The 24,930-nt window shown below is 66.8% G+C and carries 21 protein-coding genes and 1 pseudogene; 18 read left to right on the forward strand and 4 right to left on the reverse strand.

Annotated features, from left to right (window positions below):
- The first annotated feature begins 134 nt into the window (after positions 1-134).
- From smc to AB4083_RS04425, 12 genes and pseudogenes are all read left to right on the forward strand, one after another.
- Positions 135-3,644, forward strand: a complete 3,510-nt coding sequence (smc, locus tag AB4083_RS04370; protein ID WP_441606534.1) for a chromosome segregation protein SMC — start codon at positions 135-137, stop codon at positions 3,642-3,644.
- A gap of 10 nt (positions 3,645-3,654) precedes the next feature.
- Positions 3,655-4,704: a cell division protein ZipA gene (gene zipA, locus AB4083_RS04375; RefSeq protein ID WP_441606535.1), complete on the forward strand. Its 1,050-nt coding sequence runs from the start codon at positions 3,655-3,657 to the stop codon at positions 4,702-4,704.
- 365 nt (positions 4,705-5,069) lie between these two features.
- On the forward strand, positions 5,070-5,447 hold the full coding sequence (locus tag AB4083_RS04380) for an HU family DNA-binding protein (RefSeq protein ID WP_441606536.1): 378 nt from the start codon (positions 5,070-5,072) through the stop codon (positions 5,445-5,447).
- A gap of 232 nt (positions 5,448-5,679) precedes the next feature.
- A complete protein-coding gene (locus AB4083_RS04385) occupies positions 5,680-6,462 on the forward strand; it encodes a response regulator transcription factor (RefSeq protein ID WP_441606828.1) in 783 nt (260 codons plus the stop codon).
- Positions 6,463-6,649: 187 nt separating this feature from the next.
- Positions 6,650-7,333 (forward strand): annotated as a pseudogene (locus AB4083_RS04390) (hypothetical protein); the annotation flags it as partial.
- Between the two features lie 27 nt (positions 7,334-7,360).
- On the forward strand, positions 7,361-8,965 hold the full coding sequence (locus AB4083_RS04395; protein ID WP_441606829.1) for a YadA-like family protein: 1,605 nt from the start codon (positions 7,361-7,363) through the stop codon (positions 8,963-8,965).
- A gap of 150 nt (positions 8,966-9,115) precedes the next feature.
- Positions 9,116-10,996, forward strand: coding sequence for a S8 family serine peptidase (locus AB4083_RS04400; protein WP_441606537.1), 1,881 nt, complete (start codon positions 9,116-9,118; stop codon positions 10,994-10,996).
- Positions 10,997-11,271: 275 nt separating this feature from the next.
- On the forward strand, positions 11,272-12,279 hold the full coding sequence (locus tag AB4083_RS04405; RefSeq protein ID WP_441606538.1) for a sulfate ABC transporter substrate-binding protein: 1,008 nt from the start codon (positions 11,272-11,274) through the stop codon (positions 12,277-12,279).
- 4 nt (positions 12,280-12,283) lie between these two features.
- Positions 12,284-13,108, forward strand: a complete 825-nt coding sequence (gene cysT / locus AB4083_RS04410; RefSeq protein ID WP_441606539.1) for a sulfate ABC transporter permease subunit CysT — start codon at positions 12,284-12,286, stop codon at positions 13,106-13,108.
- Positions 13,108-14,004 (forward strand): sulfate ABC transporter permease subunit CysW, encoded by an 897-nt coding sequence (cysW, locus tag AB4083_RS04415; RefSeq protein WP_441606540.1) that lies wholly within the window; start codon positions 13,108-13,110, stop codon positions 14,002-14,004. Before cysT ends, cysW begins: the two co-directional genes overlap by 1 nt.
- Positions 14,001-15,155 carry a sulfate/molybdate ABC transporter ATP-binding protein gene (locus tag AB4083_RS04420; protein WP_441606541.1) on the forward strand — a complete coding sequence of 385 codons (1,155 nt, stop codon included), beginning with the start codon at positions 14,001-14,003 and terminating at the stop codon, positions 15,153-15,155. The genes cysW and AB4083_RS04420 overlap by 4 nt, the downstream gene beginning before the upstream one ends.
- 639 nt (positions 15,156-15,794) lie before the next feature.
- A complete protein-coding gene (locus AB4083_RS04425; protein ID WP_441606542.1) occupies positions 15,795-17,453 on the forward strand; it encodes an MASE1 domain-containing protein in 1,659 nt (552 codons plus the stop codon).
- Between the two features lie 545 nt (positions 17,454-17,998).
- On the opposite strand, the gene AB4083_RS04430 is transcribed toward AB4083_RS04425, so the two are convergent.
- Positions 17,999-18,376, reverse strand: coding sequence for a hypothetical protein (locus tag AB4083_RS04430; protein WP_441606543.1), 378 nt, complete (start codon positions 18,374-18,376; stop codon positions 17,999-18,001).
- A gap of 299 nt (positions 18,377-18,675) precedes the next feature.
- On the opposite strand from AB4083_RS04430, the gene AB4083_RS04435 reads away from it, so the two are divergent.
- The 3 genes from AB4083_RS04435 to ligD all read left to right on the forward strand — a co-directional run bounded on the left by AB4083_RS04435 (position 18,676) and on the right by ligD (position 21,149).
- On the forward strand, positions 18,676-18,906 hold the full coding sequence (locus AB4083_RS04435) for a hypothetical protein (protein ID WP_441606544.1): 231 nt from the start codon (positions 18,676-18,678) through the stop codon (positions 18,904-18,906).
- Positions 18,907-19,261: 355 nt separating this feature from the next.
- Positions 19,262-20,104, forward strand: a complete 843-nt coding sequence (locus tag AB4083_RS04440) for an outer membrane beta-barrel protein (RefSeq protein ID WP_441606545.1) — start codon at positions 19,262-19,264, stop codon at positions 20,102-20,104.
- A gap of 169 nt (positions 20,105-20,273) precedes the next feature.
- Positions 20,274-21,149, forward strand: coding sequence for a non-homologous end-joining DNA ligase (gene ligD / locus AB4083_RS04445; RefSeq protein WP_441606546.1), 876 nt, complete (start codon positions 20,274-20,276; stop codon positions 21,147-21,149).
- A 98-nt stretch (positions 21,150-21,247) separates the two neighbouring features.
- Here ligD and AB4083_RS04450 read toward each other — a convergent pair whose 3' ends face one another.
- A complete protein-coding gene (locus tag AB4083_RS04450; RefSeq protein ID WP_441606547.1) occupies positions 21,248-21,700 on the reverse strand; it encodes a ferritin-like domain-containing protein in 453 nt (150 codons plus the stop codon).
- A gap of 103 nt (positions 21,701-21,803) precedes the next feature.
- Here AB4083_RS04450 and AB4083_RS04455 point away from each other — a divergent pair, with 103 nt between their 5' ends.
- Positions 21,804-21,962 carry a DUF3309 family protein gene (locus AB4083_RS04455; RefSeq protein ID WP_441606548.1) on the forward strand — a complete coding sequence of 53 codons (159 nt, stop codon included), beginning with the start codon at positions 21,804-21,806 and terminating at the stop codon, positions 21,960-21,962.
- A gap of 298 nt (positions 21,963-22,260) precedes the next feature.
- On the opposite strand, the gene AB4083_RS04460 is transcribed toward AB4083_RS04455, so the two are convergent.
- A complete protein-coding gene (locus AB4083_RS04460; RefSeq protein WP_441606549.1) occupies positions 22,261-23,613 on the reverse strand; it encodes a sigma-54-dependent transcriptional regulator in 1,353 nt (450 codons plus the stop codon).
- 232 nt (positions 23,614-23,845) lie between these two features.
- Here AB4083_RS04460 and AB4083_RS04465 point away from each other — a divergent pair, with 232 nt between their 5' ends.
- Complete coding sequence (locus AB4083_RS04465; protein WP_441606550.1) at positions 23,846-24,217, forward strand: hypothetical protein; 372 nt, start codon at positions 23,846-23,848, stop codon at positions 24,215-24,217.
- Positions 24,218-24,254: 37 nt separating this feature from the next.
- Here the strand turns inward: AB4083_RS04465 and AB4083_RS04470 are convergent, their stop codons facing one another.
- Positions 24,255-24,515 (reverse strand): BON domain-containing protein, encoded by a 261-nt coding sequence (locus AB4083_RS04470; protein ID WP_441606551.1) that lies wholly within the window; start codon positions 24,513-24,515, stop codon positions 24,255-24,257.
- A 171-nt stretch (positions 24,516-24,686) separates the two neighbouring features.
- On the opposite strand from AB4083_RS04470, the gene AB4083_RS04475 reads away from it, so the two are divergent.
- Positions 24,687-24,881 carry a hypothetical protein gene (locus tag AB4083_RS04475; RefSeq protein ID WP_441606552.1) on the forward strand — a complete coding sequence of 65 codons (195 nt, stop codon included), beginning with the start codon at positions 24,687-24,689 and terminating at the stop codon, positions 24,879-24,881.
- Positions 24,882-24,930: the final 49 nt, after the last annotated feature.

Genomic DNA, 24,930 nt, shown 5'->3' on the forward strand with positions numbered 1-24,930 from the left:
AGGCGGATGAGGGTACGGGCGGAGCGGGGCGGTCCGCTCCGCCCGTACCCTCACCCCAACCCCAACCCCTCTCCCGACGGGAGAGGGGCTTCGAGCCGAATCGCAAGCCCCTCTCCAGCTGCCGCGGAATCCGCATGCGCCTGACCACGATCAAACTCGCCGGCTTCAAGTCCTTCGTCGACCCGACCACCCTGCACCTGCCGACCAATATGACCGGCGTGGTGGGCCCGAACGGCTGTGGCAAGTCCAATATCATCGACGCCATCCGCTGGGTGATGGGCGAGAGCGCGGCCAGCCGCCTGCGCGGCGACTCGCTCACCGACGTGATCTTCTCCGGCTCCAACTCGCGCAAGCCGGTCGGCCAGGCCACGGTCGAGCTGATCTTCGACAACAGCGACGGCACCATCCAGGGCGAGTACGGCCAGTACGCCGAGATCTCGGTGAAGCGCCAGGTCACCCGCGACGGCCAGTCCGCCTATTTCCTCAACGGCGCGCGCTGCCGCCGCCGCGACATCACCGACCTGTTCCTGGGCACCGGCCTGGGGCCGCGCAGCTACTCGATTATCGAGCAGGGCATGATCAGCCAGATCGTCGAGGCCGCGCCCGAGGAACTGCGCGTGCACCTGGAGGAAGCCGCCGGCATCTCCAAGTACAAGGAGCGCCGCAAGGAGACCGAGAGCCGCATCAAGTCCACCCGCGAGAACCTCGACCGCGTCAAAGACGTGCGCGACGAGGTGGACAAGCAGCTCGAGCACCTCAACCGCCAGGCCCGCGCCGCCGAGCGCTGGAAGGCGCTGAAAGAAGAACAGACGCGCAAGGAAGCCGAGCTGCGCGCACTGGAATACCGCGGCCTGAAGAGCCAGCACGACGGCGAGGGCGCCGGCCTGTCCGCCGCCGAGATCGAGATCGAGAAGCGCCTGGCCGGGCAGCGCCACGTCGAAGCGCAGCTGGAAAGCGTGCGCGAGCGCCACACCGGCGCCAACGAGCACCTGAACCAGGTGCAGGGCGAGGTGTACAAGGTCGGCGCCGAGATCGCCCGCGTCGAGCAGCAGGTGCGCTTCAACCGCGAGACCGCCGACCGCCTGCAGCGCGCCCACGCCGAAGCCGAGCGCGAGCACGAGGAACTGGCCGCGCATATCGCCACCGACCGCGAACAGACCGAGAGCCTGCGCCTGGCGCTGGCCGAAGGCGAACCGAGGCTGGAAGCCCTGCAGCAGATGCAGGACGACACTGCCGACGCGCAGCGCGACACCGAAACCAAGCTGTCCGACTGGCAGCAGCGCTGGGACGCCTACACCCGCACCGCCGGCGAATCCGCGCGCGCGGCGGAAGTGGAGCGCACCAAGCTGGCCTATCTGGATCGCCAGTCGCTCGACCTGGCCAGGCGCCGCGAGGCACTGGAGAGCGAGCAGAAGGCCACCGATATCGAGGCGCTGGACGCTTCGTTCGAACAATTGCAGGGCGAGCACGAGACCCAGCGCGAACGCCTGGAAACCCTCGGCGGCCTGCTCGACCAGCACAAGCTCGGCCACGAGCAGGTGCTGGACGAAGAACGCCAGGTGCAGTCCGCGCTCAACGAGGCGCGCCAGCAGCTGCAGTCCGCGCGCGGCCGGCAGTCCTCGCTCGAGGCGCTGCAGCATGCCGCGCTGGGCCAGGAAGAAAGCGCGGCCAGCGGCTGGCTGGCCCGGCTGGGCCTGGACAAGTCACGCCGCCTGGGCGAATCGCTGCAGGTCGAAGCGGGCTGGGAGACCGCGGTGGAAACCGCGCTGGCCGGCTTCCTCGACAGCGTGCTGGTCGACGGCGCGCACGACTACGCCAAGGACTTCGGCGACCTCAAGGAGGCCGACCTGGCCTTGCTGGATGCGGCCGAGGGCGGCGCCAACACCGCCGGCACGCTGGCGGCGCATGTGCGCGGCCCGGCCGCGGCGATCTCGATCCTCAGCCATGTGCTCACCGCCGAACATCTCGACGAAGCGCACCAGCGCGTCGCCGGCCTGTCCGCGCTGGCGCCGTACCAGTCGGTGATGACGCGCACCGGCGAATGGCTCGGTCCCGGCTGGGCCCGCGTGCGCCGCGCGCAGGGCAACCAGGTCGGCGTGCTGGCGCGCGAGCGCGAGATGCGCCTGCTGGCCGAACAGATCGCCACGCTGGAAGCGCGCATCGAGGAGGCCACCAGCCAGCTCGACGACCTGCGCACGCGCAAGTTCGAAGCCGAGCGCGCGCGCGACGACGCGCAGCGCGAGCTGTACAACGCCCACCGCCGCCAGTCCGAACTCGCCGGTCAGCTGCAGAGCCACCGCGGCAAGATGGAAACCGCCCGCGCCCGCGCCGAGAAGGTCTCCGGCGAGCTGGGCGAGATCATCGGCCAGCTGGACGAACTGCAGAGCCAGATCCGCGACGCGCGTGCGCGCCTGGACGAATCGGTCAACCATATGGGCGACCTGGAAGACCAGCGCCGCGAGCTGGAGAACGAGCGCCGCGCCCTGCTGGAATCGCGCGAGGAAGCGCGCATGAATGCGCGCGAGGCCGCCGACCAGGCGCATGCGCTGGCGCTGTCGATGGAATCCAAGCGCTCCGCGCTGGCTTCGCTGGACCAGGCGCTGTCGCGCATGGACACGCAGATCCGCCAGATCGCCTCGCGCCGCAGCGAGATCACCGAACAGCTCGCCGCCGGCTCCGATCCCATCGCCGAGCTCGAGGCCGAGCGCCAGACCTACCTGGACCAGCGCCTGCTGGTGGACAAGCAGCTGGTCGAAGCGCGCCGCGCGGTGGAAGACTGCGATGCGGAATTCCGCCGCCTGGAGCAGGAGCGCCAGCGCATCGAGCAAGGCCTGCATACCTTGCGCGAAAGCCTGTCGCAGAAGCGCCTCGCCGCGCAGGCCCTGCAGCTGCGCGCACAGCAGCTGGCCGAAGCGATCACCGCCTCCGGCCTGGAGCTGGAACCGCTGCTGGCCGAGCTGGCGGAAGACGCCGACGCCTCGCAGTGGCGCGGCGCGCTCACCGACATCGGGCAGAAGATCCAGCGCCTGGAGCCGGTCAACCTGGCCGCGATCCAGGAGCATGCCGAACAGAGCGAGCGCAAGAACTACCTGGACAACCAGCTGGCCGACCTGACCAGCGCGATGGACACGCTGGAAGGCGCGATCAAGAAGATCGACCGCGAAACCCGCCAGCGCTTCAAGGAAACCTTCGACCGCGTCAACGCCGGCGTGCAGGAGCTGTTCCCGCGCCTGTTCGGCGGCGGCCACGCCTACCTGGAACTGACCGGCGACGACCTGCTCGACACCGGCGTGGCCATCATGGCCCGCCCTCCGGGCAAGCGCGTGTCCAACATCTCGCTGCTGTCCGGTGGCGAGAAGGCGCTCACCGCGGTGTCGCTGGTGTTCGCCATCTTCGGCCTCAATCCCGCGCCGTTCTGCCTGCTGGACGAGGTGGATGCGCCGCTGGATGAAGCCAACGTGGGCCGCTTCTCCAGCATGGTGAAGGAGATGAGCGAGAAGGTGCAGTTCATTTTCGTCAGCCACAACAAGGCCACCATGGAAGCCGCGTCGCAGTTGTGCGGCGTGACCATGCGCGAACCCGGTGTGTCGCGCCTGGTACAGGTGGACCTGGCCGAAGCAGCCAAACTCGCCGGCGCAGCCTGAGGACTCTTACATGACCATGCAACCCGTGCTCGCCTTCGTCTGGAACCCCGCGGTCGGCATTCCGCTGCTGATCGTGGGTGCGATCGTGCTGGGCCTGATCTGGCTGTTCGGCCAGCCGCGCAAAGAGCAGGGCCGCCGCCGCGCGCCCGCCACAGGCGGCGAGGAGCGGCGCGAGCCGACCTTCGGCGAAGACATCGAGGTCGCCGACGACGCGCCGTCGTTCCACGCGCGCGACGACTTCCGCCTCGATCCGCTCGACCCGCCCAAGCCGAAGCAGGGCGAGCTGGACATGGGCCTGCGCGAGGAACTGGAGAAGCTCGGCGCCACGCTGTCCAGCGAGCGCGTCGCACCGGCACCGGTGAGCGCCAGGCCGATGGGCGCCGCGGCATCGATCATCGAGGCGCTGCGCGCGCCACCGGAGCAGTTCCTGGCCGCGCAGGGGCATGTCGACCAGCCGGTGAAGGCCGCGCCGGTGGAGCCCATCCCCAGTGACAGCAGGCCCGTCGACACCAGGCCCCTCGACGTCCGGCCGCGCGCGCAGGAGCCGGTGCCGCCGCCTGCCGCTCCCCGTGTGCCGCCGCGTTCCGAGCTGGGCAAGCGCCCGGCGCAGCTGCCGGTCGAGCGCATCGTCACCTTGTTCGTGGTGGCGCGCGAAGGCTCGGTCTTCCTCGGCCCCGACCTGATCGTGGCGGCGGAGAAGGCCGGCCTCGAATTCGGCGACATGGGCATCTACCACCGCCTGCTCGACGGCAAGCGTGAGCACGGACCGATCTTCAGCGTGGCCAACATGCTCAAGCCGGGCAATTTCGACCTGAGCCGCCTCGACGCGCTGCGCTCGCCGGGCCTGAGCTTCTTCATGACCCTGCCGGCGCCGATCCCCGCGCTCGACGCCTGGGACGCGATGCTGCCGACCGCGCAGCGGCTGGCCGAGCTGCTGGACGGACAGGTGCTGGACGAGGAGCGCAATGCGCTCGGCCGTCAGCGCATCGCCCATATCCGCGACGAGCTGCGCGGCTGGGACCGCGATCACGAAGGCAAGGAAATCATCTTCGGGCGCTGAGCTCTGCATGATTTCGCGGGATGCCGGGCCCGCTCCCAGGTGGCGACGCCACCGCGGAGCGGGCCTTTTCGTATCCGCGCTTGCACACGGCAGTCACGCCGGGCATGCAGCGAAACCCGTGCCGGCGCACCCATGGCCGGCCGTTCCGCCACCCCTGCAAATCAGGCCCGGCATCACCGAGCAGGATCGCGAAAGGGCATCTTTCGCCTGAAAAACCACCCTTCGGCACGACGCGGTCGCAAAAAACACCATGCCGTAAGACACATTTATGCGTTTGCGTCTTGGCGGCATCGCTCACATGCCATACATTCCACCTGCCGGAAGGCACAGGTTTCAACCAAACCCATCAAAACTACGGGGAATGTATGGCCAAGAAAGCCGCCAAGAAGACCACCGCCAAGGCTGCCGCCAAGCCGGCTGCGCTGAAGCCGATCAAGGACGCTCTGAGCAAGTCCGGCCTGGTCGCCCACATCGCTGAAGCCAGCGGTGTCGTGGCCAAGGACGTGCGCGCCGTGCTGGCTTCGCTCGAGCACGCGGTTGCCGGTTCGGTGCACAAGAAGGGCCACGGCTCGTTCACGCTGCCGGGTCTTCTGAAGATCACCGCCGTCAGCGTACCGGCCAAGCCGAAGCGCAAGGGCATCAACCCCTTCACCAAGGAAGAGCAGTGGTTCGCCGCCAAGCCGGCCACGGTGAAGGTCAAGATCCGCCCGCTGAAGAAGCTGAAGGACGCCGCGGTCGGCTAAGCCGTCTGCTGGTAAAAAACGCGGCAGCGCGAGCTGCCGCGTTTTTTTATGCCTGCGTTTTGTGCCCGAGGGAACGACGGCGAGCGGGCAGTAATCGTGTCGCGTCTCGGACTTTGCTGGCGGGAAATGCCGGAATCGCACGCGCGAAGCATCTTCGTTTGGACGTCCATTTACCGACCGTCCCGCGGCGCTGCTATAACGTCCGCGGCAGCGGATGACGGCAGTGACGCAGATGGAAGCGACGGGTTCCTCACCGAACGGGCAAGGCGCATGGCGGGTGGCCGTGCTGGAAGACGATGGCCGGCTGCGCGAGGAGATCCTCGTGCCGGGGCTGCTGAAATTCGGCTTCGAAGCCGTCGGCGTGGGCCGCGCCGCGGAACTCTATCGCCGCATGCTGGCGGAGCGCTTCGACCTGGCCGTGCTCGATCTGGGCTTGCCGGACGAGGACGGCATCTCGGTGGCGCGCCATCTGCGCCGCTGCTCGGATATCGGCATCGTGGTGTTGACCGGGAGCACGGCCGAGCACGACGAAATCCGCGCGCTCACGGCCGGCGCCGACATTTACCTGCGCAAGCCCGCCGGCCTGGCGCTGCTGGCGGCGAGCCTGCGCAGCGTCGGGCGGCGCAGGTTGGGCGCGCCGCGGCCTGCTGCGGCTGCAGCGGGGACCGACACGCCGAGTCCTGTCTCCACCGGTGAGTGGCGGCTGGCGACCGACGCCTGGAACCTGCTGGCGCCGACCGGCGCGAGCATCCCGCTGTCGGCCTCCGAGCGCTGCGTCCTGCACCTGTTGTTCGCCGCCGATGGCGCCACGGTGGCGCGCGATGTGCTGATCGCCGCCTGGCACGGCCACGACATGGAGTTCGACCCGCATCGCCTGGAGATGCTGATCTACCGCCTGCGCCGCAAGGCCAAGGTGCTGGGCGTGCCGGTGCTCCCGCTGATCACGGTGCGCGGCGCGGGCTACGCCTTCGTCGCGCGAACCGCGTCCGTCGCCGGCTCCTTATCGCGAATCTAGGAAGGCTCGCAAAAGCGCGCTTATTCCTTCCTGCCGCGTGAGTTTCTCTCCCATCGCAAAACGCTGTCTTTTGACTCCCCGAGGCCTGTAGGGACGGCTTCGGGTTGAACGATGCGTGTGTGGAGGACGCCGCGTGCCAGATATCCGGTGATGTTCGGTTGGAAAGCGTGAGTGATCGCGTACCGAAGCCACCGATGCGGTGAACAAGGCGCAGCTCGATGCGCTGTCTTCGGACATCGGCGACACCACCGGCTATTTCAAAGCCAGCGGGCTGCGCGACGGCAGCGACGACGCGCTCGCCGAAGGCAAGGGAGCGACCGCCGCGGGCCGCAACAGCAAGGCCCGCGCGAGCGGCGCAACGGCGATCGGCTCCGCCAGCAGGGCGGAAGGCCTCGACAGCACCGCTATCGGCCAGTCGGCCCAGGCGCAAGCCGGTTCTTCGACTGCCATTGGTGGCGGCGCGCACACGCGCAACTTCGGCAACACCGCCATCGGCGCCTACGCGAGCGCTGATGGCGAACAGTCGGCGACGGCGCTGGGCCTGCTCAGCGCCGCCTCGGGCATGGGCTCGACCGCGTTGGGCGCAGGCACGGAGGCGAGCGGCGAGCAAGCTCTCGCCCTGGGCTTCTTTGCGCGCAGCTCCGGCGAGGAAAGCGTGGCTGTCGGCGCGAACAGCCTCGCGAACAAGGCATTCGGCGTCGCCATCGGCAGCGATGCGCAGGCGCATGGCGATGAAGCGATCTCCGTAGGACACCTCTCCCACGCCGCCGGCACGGGCGCCCTGGCGGTGGGCGGCGACAGTTCGGCCGAGGGAGCGCAAAGCCTGGCGCTGGGGCGCGCTGCGCAGGCTGGCCAGAACTACGGCACCGCCGTCGGTGCAGCCAGCTACGCGCATGGCCTGGGTGCGACGGCGCTGGGGCAGGGCGCTACCGCCTTCGGCGAGCAATCGACTTCGCTTGGTTACGGCAGCGCGGCCCAGGGTTTCGCCAGCGTGGCCGCGGGCTCTTCGCTGGCCGCGGGTGCGTACAGCGTGGCCGTGGGCGCGCGCAACCGCATCGATGCCCCCTATGCCACGGCTTTGGGCACGTTCAATCAGATCGAGCGCGGCTCCGGGGACAGCATGGCACTGGGCTTCCGCGGGAGCATCGGCAAGAACTCTCCCGTAGCCATTGCGATCGGCTCCAATACGTCGGTCGGTGCGGATTCTTCCGGCGGCCTGGCACTAGGCGTTCAGGCCAAGGTCGAGGGCGCAGGAGCGGTCGCGATCGGCGGCATCGGCAGCATCGACTACCACGCCGATCAGCGCTTCGATACCCGCCCGGCGGCGGCCCGCGGCGAATTCGCCACTGCCATGGGCAGCGCCGCTTTTGCCGCGGCCGACCGCGCCACCGCGCTCGGTTTCGGCGCTTACGCTCCTGCCACCGGCTCGGTGGCCTTGGGCGCGCGTTCCATCGCCGATCGTCCGCACACGGTATCCGTAGGCCGCAACGGTTATGACCGCCAGATCGTCCACGTGGCGAGCGGCACCGAAGATACGGACGCCGTCAATGTGCGACAGCTGCGCGAAGCCCTGGAAGGCGACAGCGGGGTCATCGACAAGATGGTGCAGTACGACGATGCCGGCAAAGCCAGGATCACGCTGAACAGCGCCGGCGGCACCACCCTTGGCAATGTCAATGCGGGTGCCGTGGCCAGCGGCAGCAAGGAGGCCGTCAACGGCGGGCAGCTGTTCGAGCATGGCGACCAGATGGCGCAGATGCTTGGCGGCGGAGCCGCCATGACCGCGGCTGGCATGGCAGGGCCGGTGTATGCCATCCAGGGCACGCACTTCCAAAGCGTTGGCGACGCTTTCAGCGCGGTCGACGGCAAGCTTGGCCAGCTCGACGACCGCGTGAATCGGCTGGAAGAAGGCAACGGAGAAGCAGAAAAGACCACGCCCGGATGGAGTTCATCCAATGGCATGGCGCAAATCGAGCCGGCATCGACAGAGGCAACGGCGTTGCCGGAACCTCGTTCAGCCGCGCCATCCGCACCGGTAGCCGCAGTTGCCAGCAAGATCGCCAAGGGCGTAGCTGCCGAAGCCTCCAGCGCAAGTCCGGTCGAGGAAGCACTGGTCACCGCGAAGCAGTACGCCGATGGCAGCGCGCGGCAAGCTGCGAGCGACGCGAAGGCCTACACCGATCAACGGGTGGCCGGTCTTGTCGCCCACGCGGATTTCGATGCCTTCAAGTCAGATGTGAATCTCCGCTTCAACTCGCTCGATACGCGCCTCAACCGTGTAGGCGCGATGGGTACGGCGCTGGCCGGCATGGCCGGTGCAATCGCCGCGGCATCGGGCACCGATAACCGGGTGAGTGCGGCCGTCGGCGGCTATCGCGGAGAGGGAGCGCTTGCCGCCGGTCTCGCGCGACGCATTCCTGGCAACGGCGCATTGCTGCTGGCGGGTTCGCTCGCCGGCGGCGGCGAGTCTAGCGGAACGCTCGGCGTGAGTTTCGGTTGGTGACACCGCGGCGCGCTCCGCGGTGTGGGGCGCGCCACTGCGTTGGTGGCCCGGCCGTGCGCACGCTGCGCGGCGACCGGGAGTCTCGGGCCTGTGCACGGCCGTGGCCACCTCTTTTCGAGCGTTGCTCGACTTCTTCTTTGAGGTACTCGCATGAAACGACATCTCGTCCGTATTCCGATCATGGCCATCGCCGCAGTGATGGCGATGCCGCTCGCTTACGCCCATGCCGGCATGGATGCCGCTTGGGCTACCCCGCAAGGAACGCTCGATAGCACCAGGATCCATCGCTTCATCGTTACCTATCGGCAAGGCAGCACCGAAGCCGACGATCAGCGTGCCGCCGTGCAGAACGTGAGTGCTGCTCTCAGCCGTAGCGGACTGGACAAACTCATGCTCCGGGGCTCGGGTACCGGGCGGCTGACCGCCCACCATGTGCGCAAGCTTGCCTTGGGCAGCGACCTGATCAGCGTGTCGCAGCCACTGGACGATGCGCAGGCGCGCAGCCTGATGCAGGCCATCGCAGCCGACCCTGCCGTGCTGCACGTCGAGCGTGACGTCCGCTTGCATACACAGGCTGTTCGGCGGGATGCAGCCGGCGCATCGCCACGAGCCTTGGTGCCCAACCATCATCCGTTTTCCAGCATCCGCTGGAACTACAGCGACCCGCGCGGCGGCGCCAATATCGAGAAGGCCTGGGAACTCGCCGATGGCAAGGACGTCGTCGTCGCCGTACTGGATACGGGCATCACGCGGCATCCCGATCTGGATCTTTCATTGGCGAATGCTGGCTACGACTTTATCCGCGACGCCTTGACCTCGGGTCGTGCGACGGATGATCGCGCTCCGGGCGGCTGGGATCCGGGCGACTGGAGCGATACCTCGGACTATGAAGTCTGCTTCGATGGTCCTGGCGGGGAAGCAAGCAGCTGGCACGGTACGCGGGTTGCGGGAATCGTCGCAGGGCTGCCTGGCGGCGCGGATCGAAGCTTGGGTATTGCCCATCGGGCGAAAGTGTTGCCGGTCCGTGTGGCGGGGCATTGCGGAGCGGGTTACTTGTCGGACATCACCGACGCCATCCTGTGGGCAGCGGGTGGGCATGTCCGGGGCGTTCCGGACAATCAGCATCCGGCACAAGTCATCAACCTGGGTGTAGGTGACCGGTTCGAAGATGGCTGCACGGAAACCTTCAGCCTGCAGAGCGCCATCGCCGAAGCCAATCGCCGCGGTACGGTGGTGATCGCTCCCGCTGGAAACTTCGGCGGCGATGTGGCCCTGGCGGTTCCGGCGAGCTGTCCCGGCGTCATCGCCGTTGCTGCCAGCGGCTTTACGGGCGAACGTGTGGCCGACTCCAGCTTCGGTTCGGGTATTGCGCTTGCCGCCCCCGGCGGTCGTGGGTCGATCGATGGCGCGCTGAATGGATTCATCTGGTCCACATCCAACCAGGGGGCGACGGTGCCAGCCGAAGCCGGCTATAGCGGTTCCAGCGGTACGGGATTGGCGGCTGCCCATGTCGCCGGTGTCGCTGCGCTGATGATCAGCGCCGTCAAGCAGGCCGGTCTCCCGGCGCTTTCCCCCGAGCAGATACGCGAACTGCTGGTTGATACCGCGCGTGTTTTCCCGGTTGCGCCGGACCGGCCGATCGGCGCTGGTATCGTGGATGCTCGGGCGGCGGTGGCGAAAGCCTTGTACAGGGACACGCAGGTCGAGCCCATCAGCCAGCTGGAGCGTGGCGTGCTGCGTCTGGAACAGTCCATCGCCGAAGGTGACAGCCTGCTCTATGCCATCGAGGTTCCGTCGACCGCACGCTACCTCCATCTGCGCACATTCGGAGGAACGGGCAACGCCACGCTGTATGCGAAGTCGTCTGCAGCGCCTGCGGCGGATGGCGCGGATGCGGATGCCAGCGCGGATCACCCGGGCAATCATGAAGCGATCGTGATATCTCGGCCGCAGGCAGGCACCTGGTATCTGCGTGTCCGCGCCAGGCAGGCGGTGAGCAAGCTGGCCGTGCTTGGCAACTACTCGCTTTAAGTCTGCCCGTGTGTGCTTGCGAATCCCGGTTCGCACCGGGGTTCGTCTGGCTTTGCCATCGATGTGGATGTCTATACGGCCGAACGCATGAGCTTATGCGCATCGATCATTTCGCCGCCCGTGGAAAACCCGGCAACCTGCCTCGGCAGCCCATCCGGACGAACGGAGCCCTAGCACGCCGCTGACGCTCTCTGAATGTGCGGCATGGGACAAAGCCGTCAGGGCGGGGGTGCGCGAGCGCCCCCGCCATCCGCATCCGCCACTGGAGCCCGACCTTGAAATCCCCAGGCCCGACCCTGCTCCTTGCCATCGCCGGCCTCGTCCTTGGCGCCAGCGTCCATGCCCAGGACGTCCGCCTGCTCAACGTATCCTTCGATCCCACCCGCGAGCTCTACAAGGACGCCGACACCGCCTTCGCCGCCTCCTGGAAGCGCCAGACCGGCAAGGAGCTGCGCATCACCACCTCCAACGGCGGCTCGGGCAAGCAATCGCGCGCGGTGCAGGACGGCCTGGAGGCCGACGTGGTCACCCTGGCCCTGGCCTGGGACATCGACGTGCTGGCTGACCGCGGCCTGCTCGCCAAGGATTGGCAGGCGCGCCTGCCCGAGCACAGCACGCCCTACACCTCGAACGTGGTGTTCCTGGTGCGCAAGGGCAATCCCAAGGCTATCCGCGACTGGTCGGACCTGGTCCGCGACGGCATTCAGGTGATCACCCCCAATCCCAAGACCTCCGGCGGCGCACGCTGGAACTTCCTGGCCGCCTGGGGCTGGGCCCAGCGGCAGCCCGGCGGCAACGCGGACAAGGCGCGCGCCTACGTCGCCCAGCTGTACAAGCACGTGCCGGTGCTCGATACCGGCGCGCGCGGCGCCACCAACACCTTCGTCCAGCGCGGCATCGGCGACGTGCTGATCGCCTGGGAAAGCGAGGCGCTGCAGGCGCGGCAGGAGCTGGGCGCGGACAAGTTCGACGTGGTCGTGCCCTCGCTGACCATCCTGGCCGAGCCGCCGGTGGCGGTGGTGGACAAGGTGGTCGACAAGCACGGCACCCGCGCCGTGGCCGAGGCTTACCTCAAGTTCCTGTACTCGCCGGAAGGCCAGGCCCTGGTGGCGAAGCACTACTACCGGCCCCGCGATGCCGCCGCGGCGGCGAAGTACGCAACGACGTTCCCGCCGGTGAAGACCTTCACCCTGGCCGAGCAGTTCGGCGACTGGCGCAAGGCGCAGGCCACCTATTTCGCCGACGGCGGCATCTACGACCAGCTCAGCGAAGCAGGGCACTGACACCATGGCCCGCTGCGCCTTGCCAGGATTCGGCCTCAGCCTGGGCATCACGCTGGCCTGGCTGGGCGGGATCGTGCTGCTGCCGCTGACGGCGCTGGCCTGGAAGGCGGCCAGCCTGGGGCCCTCCGCATGGTGGTCGCACCTGGGCACGCGCCGCGTGCTGCTGGCCTTGCAACTGAGTTTCGGCGGCGCGCTGGTCGCCGCCGCGATCGACCTGCTGCTCGGCCTGCTGCTGGCCTGGGTGCTGGTGCGTTACCGCTTCCCGCTGCGCCGCGTCTGCGATGCGCTGATCGACCTGCCGTTCGCGCTGCCCACTGCCGTGGCCGGCATCGCACTCACCGCGCTGTATGCGCCGAACGGCTGGATCGGGCACCTGCTGCAGCCGCTCGGCGTGCAGGTGGCCTATACGCGCCTGGGCGTGCTGCTGGCCATGGTGTTCGTCGGCCTGCCGTTCGTGGTGCGCACCTTGCAGCCGGTGATCGAAAGCCTGGAGCGCGAAGTGGAAGAGGCGGCGCTCACACTCGGCGCCTCGCCCTGGCAAAGCTTCCGCCGCGTGCTGCTGCCGCTGCTCGCGCCGACCTTGCTGACCGGCTTCGCGCTGGCGCTGGCGCGCGCGGTAGGCGAGTACGGCTCGGTCATCTACATCTCCGGCAACCTGCCGATGCGCACCGAAATCGTGCCGCTGCTGATCGTGCAGAAGATCGATGCCGGCGACGACACCGCGCCGGCGGCGCTGCTGGGTGCAGTGATGCTCGCGGTGTCGCTGCTGGTGCTGCTGGCGGTGAACGGGCTGCAGCGCTGGAGCCGGCGCTGGAGCGGGGTGTCCTGATGGTCGCCGTGGCTGCCCATGTCACCAACTCTCCCGCCAGCCGCTCGCGCAGCGGGCGCTGGCGCCACGGCGTGCTGATCGCACTGGCCTTGCTGTGCGTCGGCGGCCTGCTGGTGTTGCCGCTGCTGGCAGTGTTCGCCGAGGCGTTCGCCAAGGGCTGGGCGGTGTTCGCCGCTGCCGTGACGGACCCGGATGCGCTTGCCGCGGTGCGGCTGACCCTGACCGTCGCGACCATCGCCGTGCCGGCGAACACCGTGTTCGGCCTCGCTGCCGCCTGGTTGCTGACCCATCACCAGTTCCGCGGCAAGGCGCTGCTGGCGGCCCTGATCGACCTGCCGTTCTCGGTGTCGCCGGTGGTTGCCGGCCTGGTCTGCGTGCTGGTGTATGGCGTGCACGGCTGGTTCGGCGGCTGGCTGGAGGCGCACGGCCTGCGCATGATCTTCGCCTGGCCCGGCCTGGTGCTGGCCACGGTGTTCGTGGCGTTTCCGTTCGTCGCGCGCGAGCTGATCCCGCTGATGCAGGCGCAGGGCAGCGACGAGGAACTGGCGGCGCGCACGCTCGGCGCAGGCGGCTGGCAGATCTTCTTCCGCGTCACCCTGCCCAGGATCCGCTGGGCCCTGCTGTACGGCGTGCTGCTATGCACCGCGCGCAGCATGGGCGAGTTCGGTGCGGTGTCGGTGGTATCCGGGCACCTGCCGGGCCTTACCAATACGCTGCCGCTGCAGGTGGACCAGGTCTACAACGGTGGCAGCGACAGCGCGATCGCCTCGTCCTTTGCGCTGGCCTCGCTGCTGGCTTGCCTGGGCCTGGTCACCCTGCTGGCCAAATGGCTGATGGAGTGGCGCCACGGCGGCGAACTCGCGCATTCCCTACGACGTCCCGAGCCTTCCGCATGAGCCTCTCGATCCGCCAACTGACCCGACGCTACGGCGCCTTCGCCGCGCTCGACGATTTCTCGCTCGATATCGCCGAAGGTGAATTCGTCGCGCTGCTGGGGCCGTCCGGTTCCGGCAAGAGCAGCTTGCTGCGCATCCTCGCCGGCCTGGACGATCCGGATCGCGGCGACGTACTGCGCGACGGCACCGACCTGCTGGCCCTGCCGGCGCAGCACCGCGGCATCGGCCTGGTGTTCCAGCACTACGCGCTGTTCCCGCACATGACCGTGGCCGACAACATCGCCTTCGGCCTGCGCGTGCGTCCGCGTGCGCGTCGTCCTTCGCGGCGCGACATCGCTGCGCGCGTGGAGGATCTGCTGCGGCGCGTGCAACTGGAGGAACTGGGCCGCCGCTATCCGGCGCAGCTCTCCGGCGGCCAGCGCCAGCGCGTGGCGCTGGCGCGCGCGCTGGCAGTGGAGCCTTCGCTGCTGCTGCTCGACGAGCCGTTCGGCGCGCTCGACGCCCAGGTGCGCGGTTCGCTGCGCGTGTGGTTGCGCGAACTGCAGCGTTCGCTCGGCCTTACCACGGTGCTGGTCACGCACGACCAGGACGAGGCGCTGGAACTGGCCGACCGCGTGGTGGTGATGAACCGCGGACGCATCGAACAGGTCGGCGCGCCGGGCGAGATCTATCGCGAACCCGCCACGCCATTCGTGCACGGTTTCGTCGGCCGCGCCAATCGCATCCGCGGACACGTCGAGCGCGATCGCCTGCATCTGGGCGGGCATGTTTTCCAGGGCGAACTGCCCGCCGAACTGGCCGGCCGCGAAGTCGAGGCCTGGCTGCGTCCGGAACATCTGGCGCTGGCTCCCCGCGGCCTGGCCGGATGGGCCGGGCGGCTGCAGTACCTGGATCTGGCCGGCCCCGTGGCCCGGGCGCGGCTGTCCATGCATGGCGAGGGGCTGGTGCTGGATGCCGAATGGAACGCCGCCGAGGTCGCCGCGCATGCCCTGGCGGTCGGGGACGTGGTGACGGTGCAGCCGCGTGAATTCACCCTGTTCACCGATGCGGCCGCCGGCGCCCGGCGCCACCGCTTCGTGCCGGCTCCCGCCGGCCCCCATGTCGATTCGCACCCGATCGATTTCGCCGCCTGGCTGCATCGCAAAGCCTGAGCGCCCGGCCCGCACCCTCCGCGAAGCTGCGGCGGAGTGCCGCACAAGGTCGGTTTTGGCCACAGGTCCACCATCGCGATAATAGGCCGTTGTCATGGCCGGAATGCGTCGTCCGTGTTTCCTGCGCCCCCACGTATGAATTCACGGCGAAACGTCCGAAATTTGGCCCTTAGTCTTTCCGGGAGCTTGCGTCCGCCCATGCGGATAGACGTCCTTTCACGACGGGCGGGGCCGGCCAGGAATTATTCCTATGACCAATGGTCTAGCCGTCCGCCATGGCACGCTTTTTTCTTACGTCATCCGCAGGACAGATAACGGATGCACACTGACGCCAGCCCTTGGAGCGTGGCAAAATAGGTGTCCGGACGCGGTGGATTCTTCTTGGGCCCGATCTCTCGCCCAGCTCACGCCACGAATCGAGCGTGAAGCGCATCACACATTTCAAGACTTGCTTCTTTGTTACCGGTCCGGCGACGTAACCCGCAGGCTTTTTCGTTCGATCATTGCAGCTTGATGCCCTTGCCGTCGGAAAGCAGGACGCCGGGGAGGCGACCGATGCAGGGCTGACGATCCAGCGATTAAGCACAGGCGGCCGACGACAACGGTCGGAGGACGATGGCGACGACGGGGAGGGAGGCTATGCAGGAGGAATCGATCCGGTTCGTATGGTGGCGCCACCTGCTGGTGGCCGTCGGCTATGCCGCCGCCTACGTCTTGCTGCGCAGTGTTTCGGTATCCAACTGGAACCTGCCGGCCAGCCTGCGTCTTGCCGCACTGCTGCTGGTGCCCATGCGTTACTGGCCCGCCCTGGTACTGGGCGAGGCGATGCCGGTCGCCTATCAGGCCTGGCTCAGCCACGGGATGTTCGGTTGGGCCTGGGCGAGTTTCGCCGCGTTCCCGCCGATGGCGCTGTGCGCACCATTCATGGCCTGGTTCCGCCGGCGCATGACCGTCATGCAGGCGGATGGACGCGTCGATATCCCCGCGGTGTTGATCGCCGCCCTGGCCTGCGCCGTGCTGACCGCGGCGGGCAACGTCGCCGCACTGGCCTCGGTGCATCTGCCCGCAGGACAGCCTGCGCCGGCCATCACGGCACGTATCGTATTCGGCTATTTCCTCGGCAATTACCTGGGTGCGCTGACCCTGGCCCCGCTGGCACTGGCGGTGCGCGGCTGGCTGGCCGGTACGCGTCCGGCCGCGGCCTGGGCGACGCTGCGCCGCACCGGGCTGCTGCGCGATAGCGCGATGAGCCTGCTGCTCCCGCTGACCGCACTGGCCGGCATCGGCTACGCCAGCGAGAACGCGGATGCCATGCAGGTGTGCCGCATCGCGATGTTCGTGCCGGTGGCCTGGCTCACCATGCGCCACGGCTGGCGCGGCGCGGCCTTCGGCGGAGCTGCGGCCAGCTGCGCGGTGGCGCTCACTTCTACCATCGTGCGCGATCCGTCGGTGATCCAGGCCCAGGCGATCATCGCCTTCGCCATCTCCACCTTGCTGATGCTCGGCACGCGCCTGGCCCATACGGTAAACGGCGAAGTCAACACGCAGCGCGAACGCATCGACCGCGAATACGGCCTGCTGCTCGCGCAGCAGGGCCTGTACCAGGAAGAGCTGCGCATGAAGCACGCGGCGGAAGCGCTGGAGCAGGTACGCCAGTCCATGCGCGACATGCAGAATCGCCTGCTCGATCACCTGCGCGATCGCATCCCCGCCAACGAGGAGCGCGCCTATTCGCGCCAGGCCGCACTGGCCCAGCACGAGATGCATCGCCTCACCAATGCGCTGTATCCGCGCGTGTGGCGTGAGCAGGGCGAAACGTCGACGGGGCAGCTGCGCGACGGTCCGGTGGCGATGGCCGCGGCGGCGATCGGCGCCACTTACGAATGCGAGCTGGTCGGCCAGGATCTGGAGCATCTGGCCTCCGACGTGCACATGACGCTTTATCGCCTCGCCGGCGAGTCGCTGGTGTATGCGCTGAGCCGCCAGCCGACCCGCCATGTGGATCTGGTGATCCGCGGTGGCCATAGCCAGGGTGCGCGCTGGGTGGTGATGCGCATGGATTGCCATCGCGCGTCGGCGACCGACGGCGGCATGCGCCTGGCGCAGGACCAGTGGAAGAAGGCGATGTCGCTGCTCGGAACCGGCGGGCAGGGGATCGAGACGATCCGCGAGCGCGCGCAGATTTACGGCGGCGATGCGCATGTGCGGGAGAATCCGCTGGGCTTGCGGGTGACGATCCTGCTGCACGATGCGTTGCGGGTGAATCGGACGGATGCGACGAGGGTGTCGATTCCCTGAGTTTGGCGTCTGTGGTGGGTGGGCTTCGCCCCGGGGGGGGGCGTCGACGCTTCGCTTCTTTGTTCTTCTTTGTGGTGCTTGCGAGTCCATCGCACTGCTGTCTCTTCCCTCTGGGGGAGGGGGCGGGGCTCGGCCCACCCTCCGTCATTCCGGCGTAGGCTGGAATCCGCCATCGCTCGTCATTCCGGCGTAGGCCGGACGCGCGCGTAGCGCGAAGAACGCTCGCAGGGCGGCCCCGAAGGGGTGAGCGAAGCGAGTCATCCAGGAGTGGTATCGCCTGATTGTTGCGCTGACGCGAGGGTGTCTCGCCTTCGGCGAGTGTTTCGCCCCGCTGCCGCGGGCCGACTTACTTTCTCTTGCTTGCCCACCCCTCACCGCCGGCGCCAAGGGGACCCGAAGATCAAAAGCAACGTCAAAAGCACGCGGAGCATCGGGCGTTGCCCTCGCTCTCGTTGCACGACGCTAAAGCGCGCTGTTTGAATCAGCACAGAAAAAGGCGCGGGTGATCTCGCCCGCGCCTTTGATGCCGTATCGAAACAAGCGCGTCAGTTCACGCGCGAGCTGCACTCCACCGGATCATTGCAGGCTGCATCGACGGCCTGCATGGTCATCACGCTGTTGGCCTGCGGCGTGATCTGGACCTTGACGTCGTTGTCCTGGTAGACGATCTCGCCCTGTGTATTGGCGGGGGCGGGTTGTGGGTCTTGTGGCGTGGCGACGCGCGAGGCGTCGGTGCCGATCGGCAGGACCAGGAAGCTGCCGCTTTGTGCGGCGAAGGCGGCGCGCACGTTGCCGTTGAGGTCGTTGATCTGCACGTAGCGAATGCCGTTGCGTTCGAATACGTATACGTGCCAGCGCGGACTCGAACTCACATCCTGCGCATTAGGCCAGGCTTGACCCAGGCCATTCTGGTTGGCTGCCATGGCAGATCCGCAGACCGCCATTCCCGCGAGCAGCGCGATCGCTGCGAGCGCTTTGAAACCGTAAGTCGGCAGATGCCGCATATGCGTCCCCTCCATTTGCAAACTGTGAATTTTAAGAAGATGCCGTAAGGAAGCATCTACTTTCAACCAGCACCACCTCGTGGCGCTGTGTTGTGGTTTGCGCTTCCGAAAAGGAAGCTACAAGTAGCAAAATGTGAACTGCGTCAAAGTATTGATCAAGGGTTCGCCAAATGCGCGTGAATTCAGCGGCTGGTCGATAATGATCTTTGTGAAGAGCGATGATTTATGCATTAGTCCGTTTCGTAACGATTATTCGCATTTCACTTCATAATCATCGTTATTTCACCCATGGAAAATATCTCGGAAGTGCGGCCGAATATCTCGCCGCAATCAGGCTGCGCAAAACGCATCGCATAAAGAAATCGGGTGGCTTGCGCACGCGTTCGGATAATCGGCGCTTGATCAATGACGCCAAAGGCATCGAGTCAAATGGCGCGCGTGTCTTCTGATCGTTCTCGACATCGACATCGACATGCGCATCGTGCGAGACGTATTGCTGCGGCGTGTTGTCGGGTAAGAAGAGCCGAACATGGTCCGATGACTTGATTCGCATCCACGCACATAAATCGCAGAAGCGTTGGCATTCATTGCGCACGCAAGCTTCAAGCCGCTCGCGCGCAGCAATAAACGATCTGTTGCATGAAATGAATCTCGCGCAGTGGAAACTCAGTGAGCGTGCATGGATGAAACACTCATCCATTAAGGCGACCGCAAGATGTCGTTGTGCTCTTCACGGTCGACCAACACGCTGTCGACCGTGCGCTGACTAGATTTCCAGCGCACATCGATATGAGGAGTCCACGCATGAACGAACACAACCGGCGATCGAATGTCCGCATCGCCGCCAAGCTTTCGACGGCCATACTGCTCGCCATCGGAAGCACGGCCGTCGCCGCGCAGCAATCGCCCGCGCTGGATAATGTGAGCGTGTGGCTGGGTGGCTTCTACGCCAACACCGACACCAGGATCAGTGCCAACGATCGCAACAACCTGGTTCGCGGCCATATCAATCTGGAAGACGATCTGGGCTTTCCCGATCACAAGCTGAGTCCGCGCGCACGCGTCGATGTCTTGCTGGGCGAGCACCAGGGCTTCTCCTTCGACTACTACACGATCAACCGCGAAGAAACGCGCTACATCGCCCGCGCGGTGGACTACCGCGGCGTCACCTATGGCGCCTCGGCCAAGGTCAGCGGCAAGTTGAACTTCGACTTCGGCAGCGCGGCCTACCACTGGTGGTTCGGCAGCGGCAACGGCGTGTTCGGCGTGGGCGTCGGTGCGGCCTACTACGGTGTGAGCACGCGCCTGAGCGGCGAGGCAAGCGCGCTCGGTCAGAGCGTGCAGGCCACCGCGAAGAGTGACGACAACGCCTGGGCGCCGATGCTGCAACTGGGCTGGCGCTATGCGGTGAACGAGCAGATCCGCGTGTATGTCGACGCGTCAGGCGTCAAGAAGAATGGCGGCAAGCTCGGCGGCCATATCTACAACGGGGCGGTCGGCCTGGAATGGTTCCCCTGGAAGAACGTCGGTGTCGGCGCGGAGTACGGCTACACCAAGATCAAGATCAAGCAGCGTCACAATGCCTACGACGACCAGCTGGATATGAAGGTGAACGGGCCTTCCTTGTTCCTTCGCCTGCGTTTCTGAAGCGCATCCGCGCAGCACTTGGTGTAGGTTGGGGTGAGCCAAGGGCGAACCCCAACGGCCCTGACATCGCGGCTGGCTGGTTGGGGCTAGTCACTACCCCGCGATCACGCGCCGAGCCTTCGTAAACGGCGGCGGCAAGCGCAGCGCTTCATCCGCGAAGGAGCCAGCCATGGTGACCATCACCCATCCCGGGCGCGTGATCTACGCCGACCTCGGCGTCACCAAGCAGGACGTCGCCGACTACTACCAGGCTGTGATGAAGGCCTTCCTTCCCGGTGTCGCGGCCCGGCCGGTGTCGGTCCTGCGCTGCCCCGAGGGGGCAGCAGGCGACTGCTTCTTCCAGAAGCACATGATGAAGGGCCTGCACCACGTGCGTGGCGCGAAGCTGACAGAGCGGGGCGGCGACAGCGCCATCTATCTGTGCCTCGATGACGCGGAAGCGGTGCTGGAGCTGGTGCAGTTCGGTACGGTCGAATTCCATCCCTGGGGTGCGCTGGCCAGCGATCCGGATCGCGCCGACCTCATGGTGTTCGATCTCGATCCCGCATCCGACGTGAAATGGCCACGTGTCGCCGCCGCGGCACGCCTGGTGCGCAAGCTGCTGGGGCAGGTGGGTCTGCAGTCCTTCCTGCGCACCACCGGCGGCAAGGGCCTGCACGTGGTGGTGCCGCTGCGCCCGGCCTGCACATGGACGCCGGTGAAGGACTTCGCACATGCCCTCGCCGATGCGCTCGCGCGCGGTTGGCCGGACGAATTCATCGCCCAGGCCAGCAAGAGCCAGCGCGAAGGTTTGATCTTCGTGGACTACCTGCGCAATGCGCGAGGGGCGACCAGCGTCGCTTCATACTCGCTGCGCGCGCGCAAGGGCGCGCCGGTGGCGATGCCGGTGCGCTGGGACGAACTGGGGAAGCTCAAGGGAGGCGACGCCTTCGATATCCACACGGCGGTGCAGCGCTTGAAGCGGCAGCGCAGGGATCCGTGGGAGGGTTTCGATCGGATCGAGCAGGGTATCGAGGGTATCGATACGAGCCCGCTGTCGACGTAGGTTGGGGTGAGCCGAAGGCGAACCCCAACGTGCCTCACGTTGCGATCACCACGTTGGGGTTCGCTGCGCTCACCCCAACCTACGCCGTGCCTTGCGGGTCAGGAATGCAGCATATGCTTCATCCTGCTCATCTGGTCATGCCCGCTGCGCACCGAGATATTCGCATCGGCGATGATCGCCTTGGTATCCATGGTGACCTCGCCATCGTCCAGTGCGCGCTCGAACTTGTGCTTGATGTGGTCCTCGCCGCGCTCGACTTCGTCGATCACCGCGCCATCGTTCTTGCTCAGGCTATTGCGCAGATTGGTGAACACGCGGTGCGCCGAAGCCAGCACCGTACCGCTGTCTTCCGGCTTGCCGCCCAGGAAAGCCACGCGTTGCTGCAGCTTGCCCACCACTTGTTCGCGCTCGGCTGCGCGATCGCGGAACAGGCTGGCCAGTTGCGAGCTCTTGGCGTCCTTCGAAGCTTCGGCATAGCCGTCGGCGCTGTCCAGCGTGGTGGCGATCAGTTCGTTGAGAACCGTGACGTCGTGTTGGTTGGTGGCAGTCATGGATAGTCTCCATTGAGGGGTGGATGAACGAACGGTGGCCAGCGCTGGCGCGTGGCACGGTTGCTGCTGCGTTCAAGGTGTCACCGAAGACAGGAGAAGCGCCATGTCGTTGTCGATGATCCTCTTGATCGTGCTCGTTCTGCTGCTGATCGGTGCCGTGCCGGCCTGGCCTCATAGTCGTGCCTGGGGTTATGGGCCCAGTGGCGGACTCGGCGTGCTGCTGATCATCGTGATCGTGCTGCTCCTGCTGGGCGTGCTGTGAACCATCACGCCATGCCGAGGCGGCGGCAACACCGCCGCGTCAGGTGTCGCAACATCCGTGCCATGGTTCGGCCATGGTTCGGCCGTGCGCGGTTGGCGCCGTGGCGACGCGCAGTCGCGTGGATAGCTGCGCGTTGCTGGTAGTAAATGCAAGCGAAGGAAGAAATTACACGCCGATCGGTGGGTCTGGTCGACCGGCCGGCACTGGCCATGAAGAAGCGCCCATGGCGTATCGATGCGCCATTGAAGCGTTGTTCATTGTGGAAGGTGCGGGTACTGGCCATGAGCTGGCGCGCCGCTCATTGCTTCTGCGCAAGCTCGTCGTTCGACGCGTAGCGCGCGAGCTTGTTATAGATGGTCTTAAGGCTGATACCCAGCACGTCGGCGGTGCGGGCCTTGTCGTGGTTGAAGTACTCCAGCGTGCCGAGCAGGGCACGCTTCTCCAGTTCTTCCAGCGACATGCCCACGTGCACGTCGAAGCGGGTCCGGTCGCGCAGCGGCGCTTCCATCGCCTCCAGCGAAGCCGGTATCTCGATGGTTTCCTCGGCCAGCACGAAGGCGCGCTGGATCACGTGGCGCAGCTCGCGCACATTGCCGGGCCAGTGGTGCGCCTGCAGCCGCATCATGGCGTCGGCGGAGAACGGCTTGGCGCTGCCATAGCGCTCGTTGAGGCCTTGCAGCAGATGCGCGGCGACATACGGGATGTCGTCCGGATGCTCGCGCAGCGGTGGCATGCGAATCGGGAAATCCATCAGGCGGTAATACAGATCCTGGCGCAACAGGCCCTGGTCGACCGCCTCGGCCGGCGCGCGATTGCAGGCGGCCACCACGCGCACGTCCACCGGCTGGCTTTGCTGCGAGCCCACGCGGGTGACGCGCCGTTCCTCCAGCACGCGCAGCAGATGCGTCTGCAGCGCCAGCGGCATCTCGGTGAATTCATCCAGGAACAGCGTGCCTCCCGCGGCCTGCTCGAAATAGCCGGCGTGATCGCGCACGGCGCCGGTAAAGCTGCCCCGTTCGTGGCCGAACATCTCGCTGGGCAGCAGCTCCGGTGCCACCGCACCGCAGTTGACCGCGACGAAGCGGCCCTTGCGCCCGCTCAGCTCGTGCACGGCCCGCGCCGCCAGTTCCTTGCCGGTGCCGCTCTCGCCATGGATCAGCACCGTGATGTCCATCGGCGCGACGCGCGCGATCTTCTCGAACACCGCGCGCATCGCGTGGCTATGGCCGATCAGCGCGCCGCAGCGCGTCTGCTCGACACCATCGGCGGCGTGGCGCAGCGCGGCGCTGGCCCGTGCGTGATCCAGCAAGGCCTCGAGCTGCTCGCCGCGGATCGGCTTGACCAGGTAATCCGCCGCGGGCAGCCGCACTGCGCGGATGGCGCTGTCCACGCTGGGATAGCCGGTGATCACGATGGCCTGGCCGTGGCGCGACAGCGCAATGCGTTCGAGCAGATCGAGGCCGTTGCCGTCAGGCAGCGAAATATCGACCAGGGCCAGATCGTAGATATGCGCCGTGGCTGCGTCGCAGGCGGCAGCGAAGCTGGCGGCGGCGACGACTTTGCAACCCTTGAGTTTCGCGTGCGCGGTGGTCGCCTGGAGGCATCCGGGATCGTCGTCGACCAGCAGGATCATGGGTGCAATGGATGTCATGAAGTTCTCAAGCGTGTGTGAGCCGGCGTGTCGCGCGTATGCGCGGCCTGGGCATCGTGCATGTGCGGTGGAAGCGTTGTGCTCCACGCGCCATCGATAGTGCATGGGCTCGGGTGCATGCATCGTCTAATTCATGTGGACATGCCGATACAGCACGCTGCGCTGGCACGTGGCTTGCTGCGCATTGATCGATATCTTCGTCGTCGATCGTGTGCAGGAGGTCGCAAGTACGATGTCCGAACTTCCCGTGATCGTGCTGGTGCCCGACGTACATGGCGAAGTGGAACGTGCGGCGGAAAAGCTGCGCGGCACCGGTTTGCGCAACCCGATGGTGTACGTGCAGAGCCTGCACGATATGGTCGCCTGGGGCGTGGTGCACGCCAGGGACATCGCCTTTCTCATCATGCATGCCGATACTTGCCGCGAACGCGTGGCGTTGCCGCTGCCGGCTTATCCCGCCTTCGCGGTGGAAAGCGTGGACGGACGGCTGATGGCTTCGATCTGGCCGTCGCCCGGCGCCCGCGCCACACCGCTCGCGCCATTCGATGCGCCCGGCGTGGTGCGCTCGTTGCAGCGGCTGGGCCTGCGCTGGCTGGTCATATGAGGCGGCCATGCGGTCGGCCGCTTGGGACGCGGCCCGCTCAGAACGGCTGGGTGCCGCGGTCTTCCACCTTCAGGCGATTCTCCACCTCGCGCACGCCGCGTACGCTGACCGCGATCGCTTCCGCATCGCGCCGCGCCTGATGCGATGGCACCAGGCCGGACAGTACGACGCAGCCTTCGCGCACGCTCACTTCGATCTCGCTGGCGTCGACATCCGAATCGCCGGCCAGTCGTTCGAAGATCGTTTCGAGGAGTTCGTCGTCATCCGCGGGTACGCCTTCTTGCTTTGATGTTTTCATGGATTTCTCCTCATGGCGTGGGCGGTTCACCTCCACGCATACAAACGCCGTGCCAGGGCTGTTCACCGTTCTGAACATGCGCCGGCATGTTCACGCCGCACCGTTTTCGCTTGCATGCCCGCTTTACATGCCCGGCTGCATCCTGCAGATGCCTGAGCGAGGAACCCCGCCATGAATGACCGCGACCGCAAAGACAGCAGACACCCGCTGGATTCACCGGAGCGGGAACGCGAGACCGAAGCCGAGCGCGAAGCGCGCAAGCGCAAGGAGAGCGAGAACCAGGACCAGTCGCTGGAGGAGACTTTCCCGGCCAGCGATCCGGTATCGCCGTTCGTGCCTGCGAAGGCGCCGAAGGACGACGATTAGAGCGAGCTGGCTCGCCACGATTTGCGTGGCTGCGGCGGCGGTTTCCATG

Origin of the sequence: Dyella sp. 2RAB6, assembly GCF_052115385.1 — a bacterium.
GTDB lineage: Bacteria > Pseudomonadota > Gammaproteobacteria > Xanthomonadales > Rhodanobacteraceae > Dyella_D.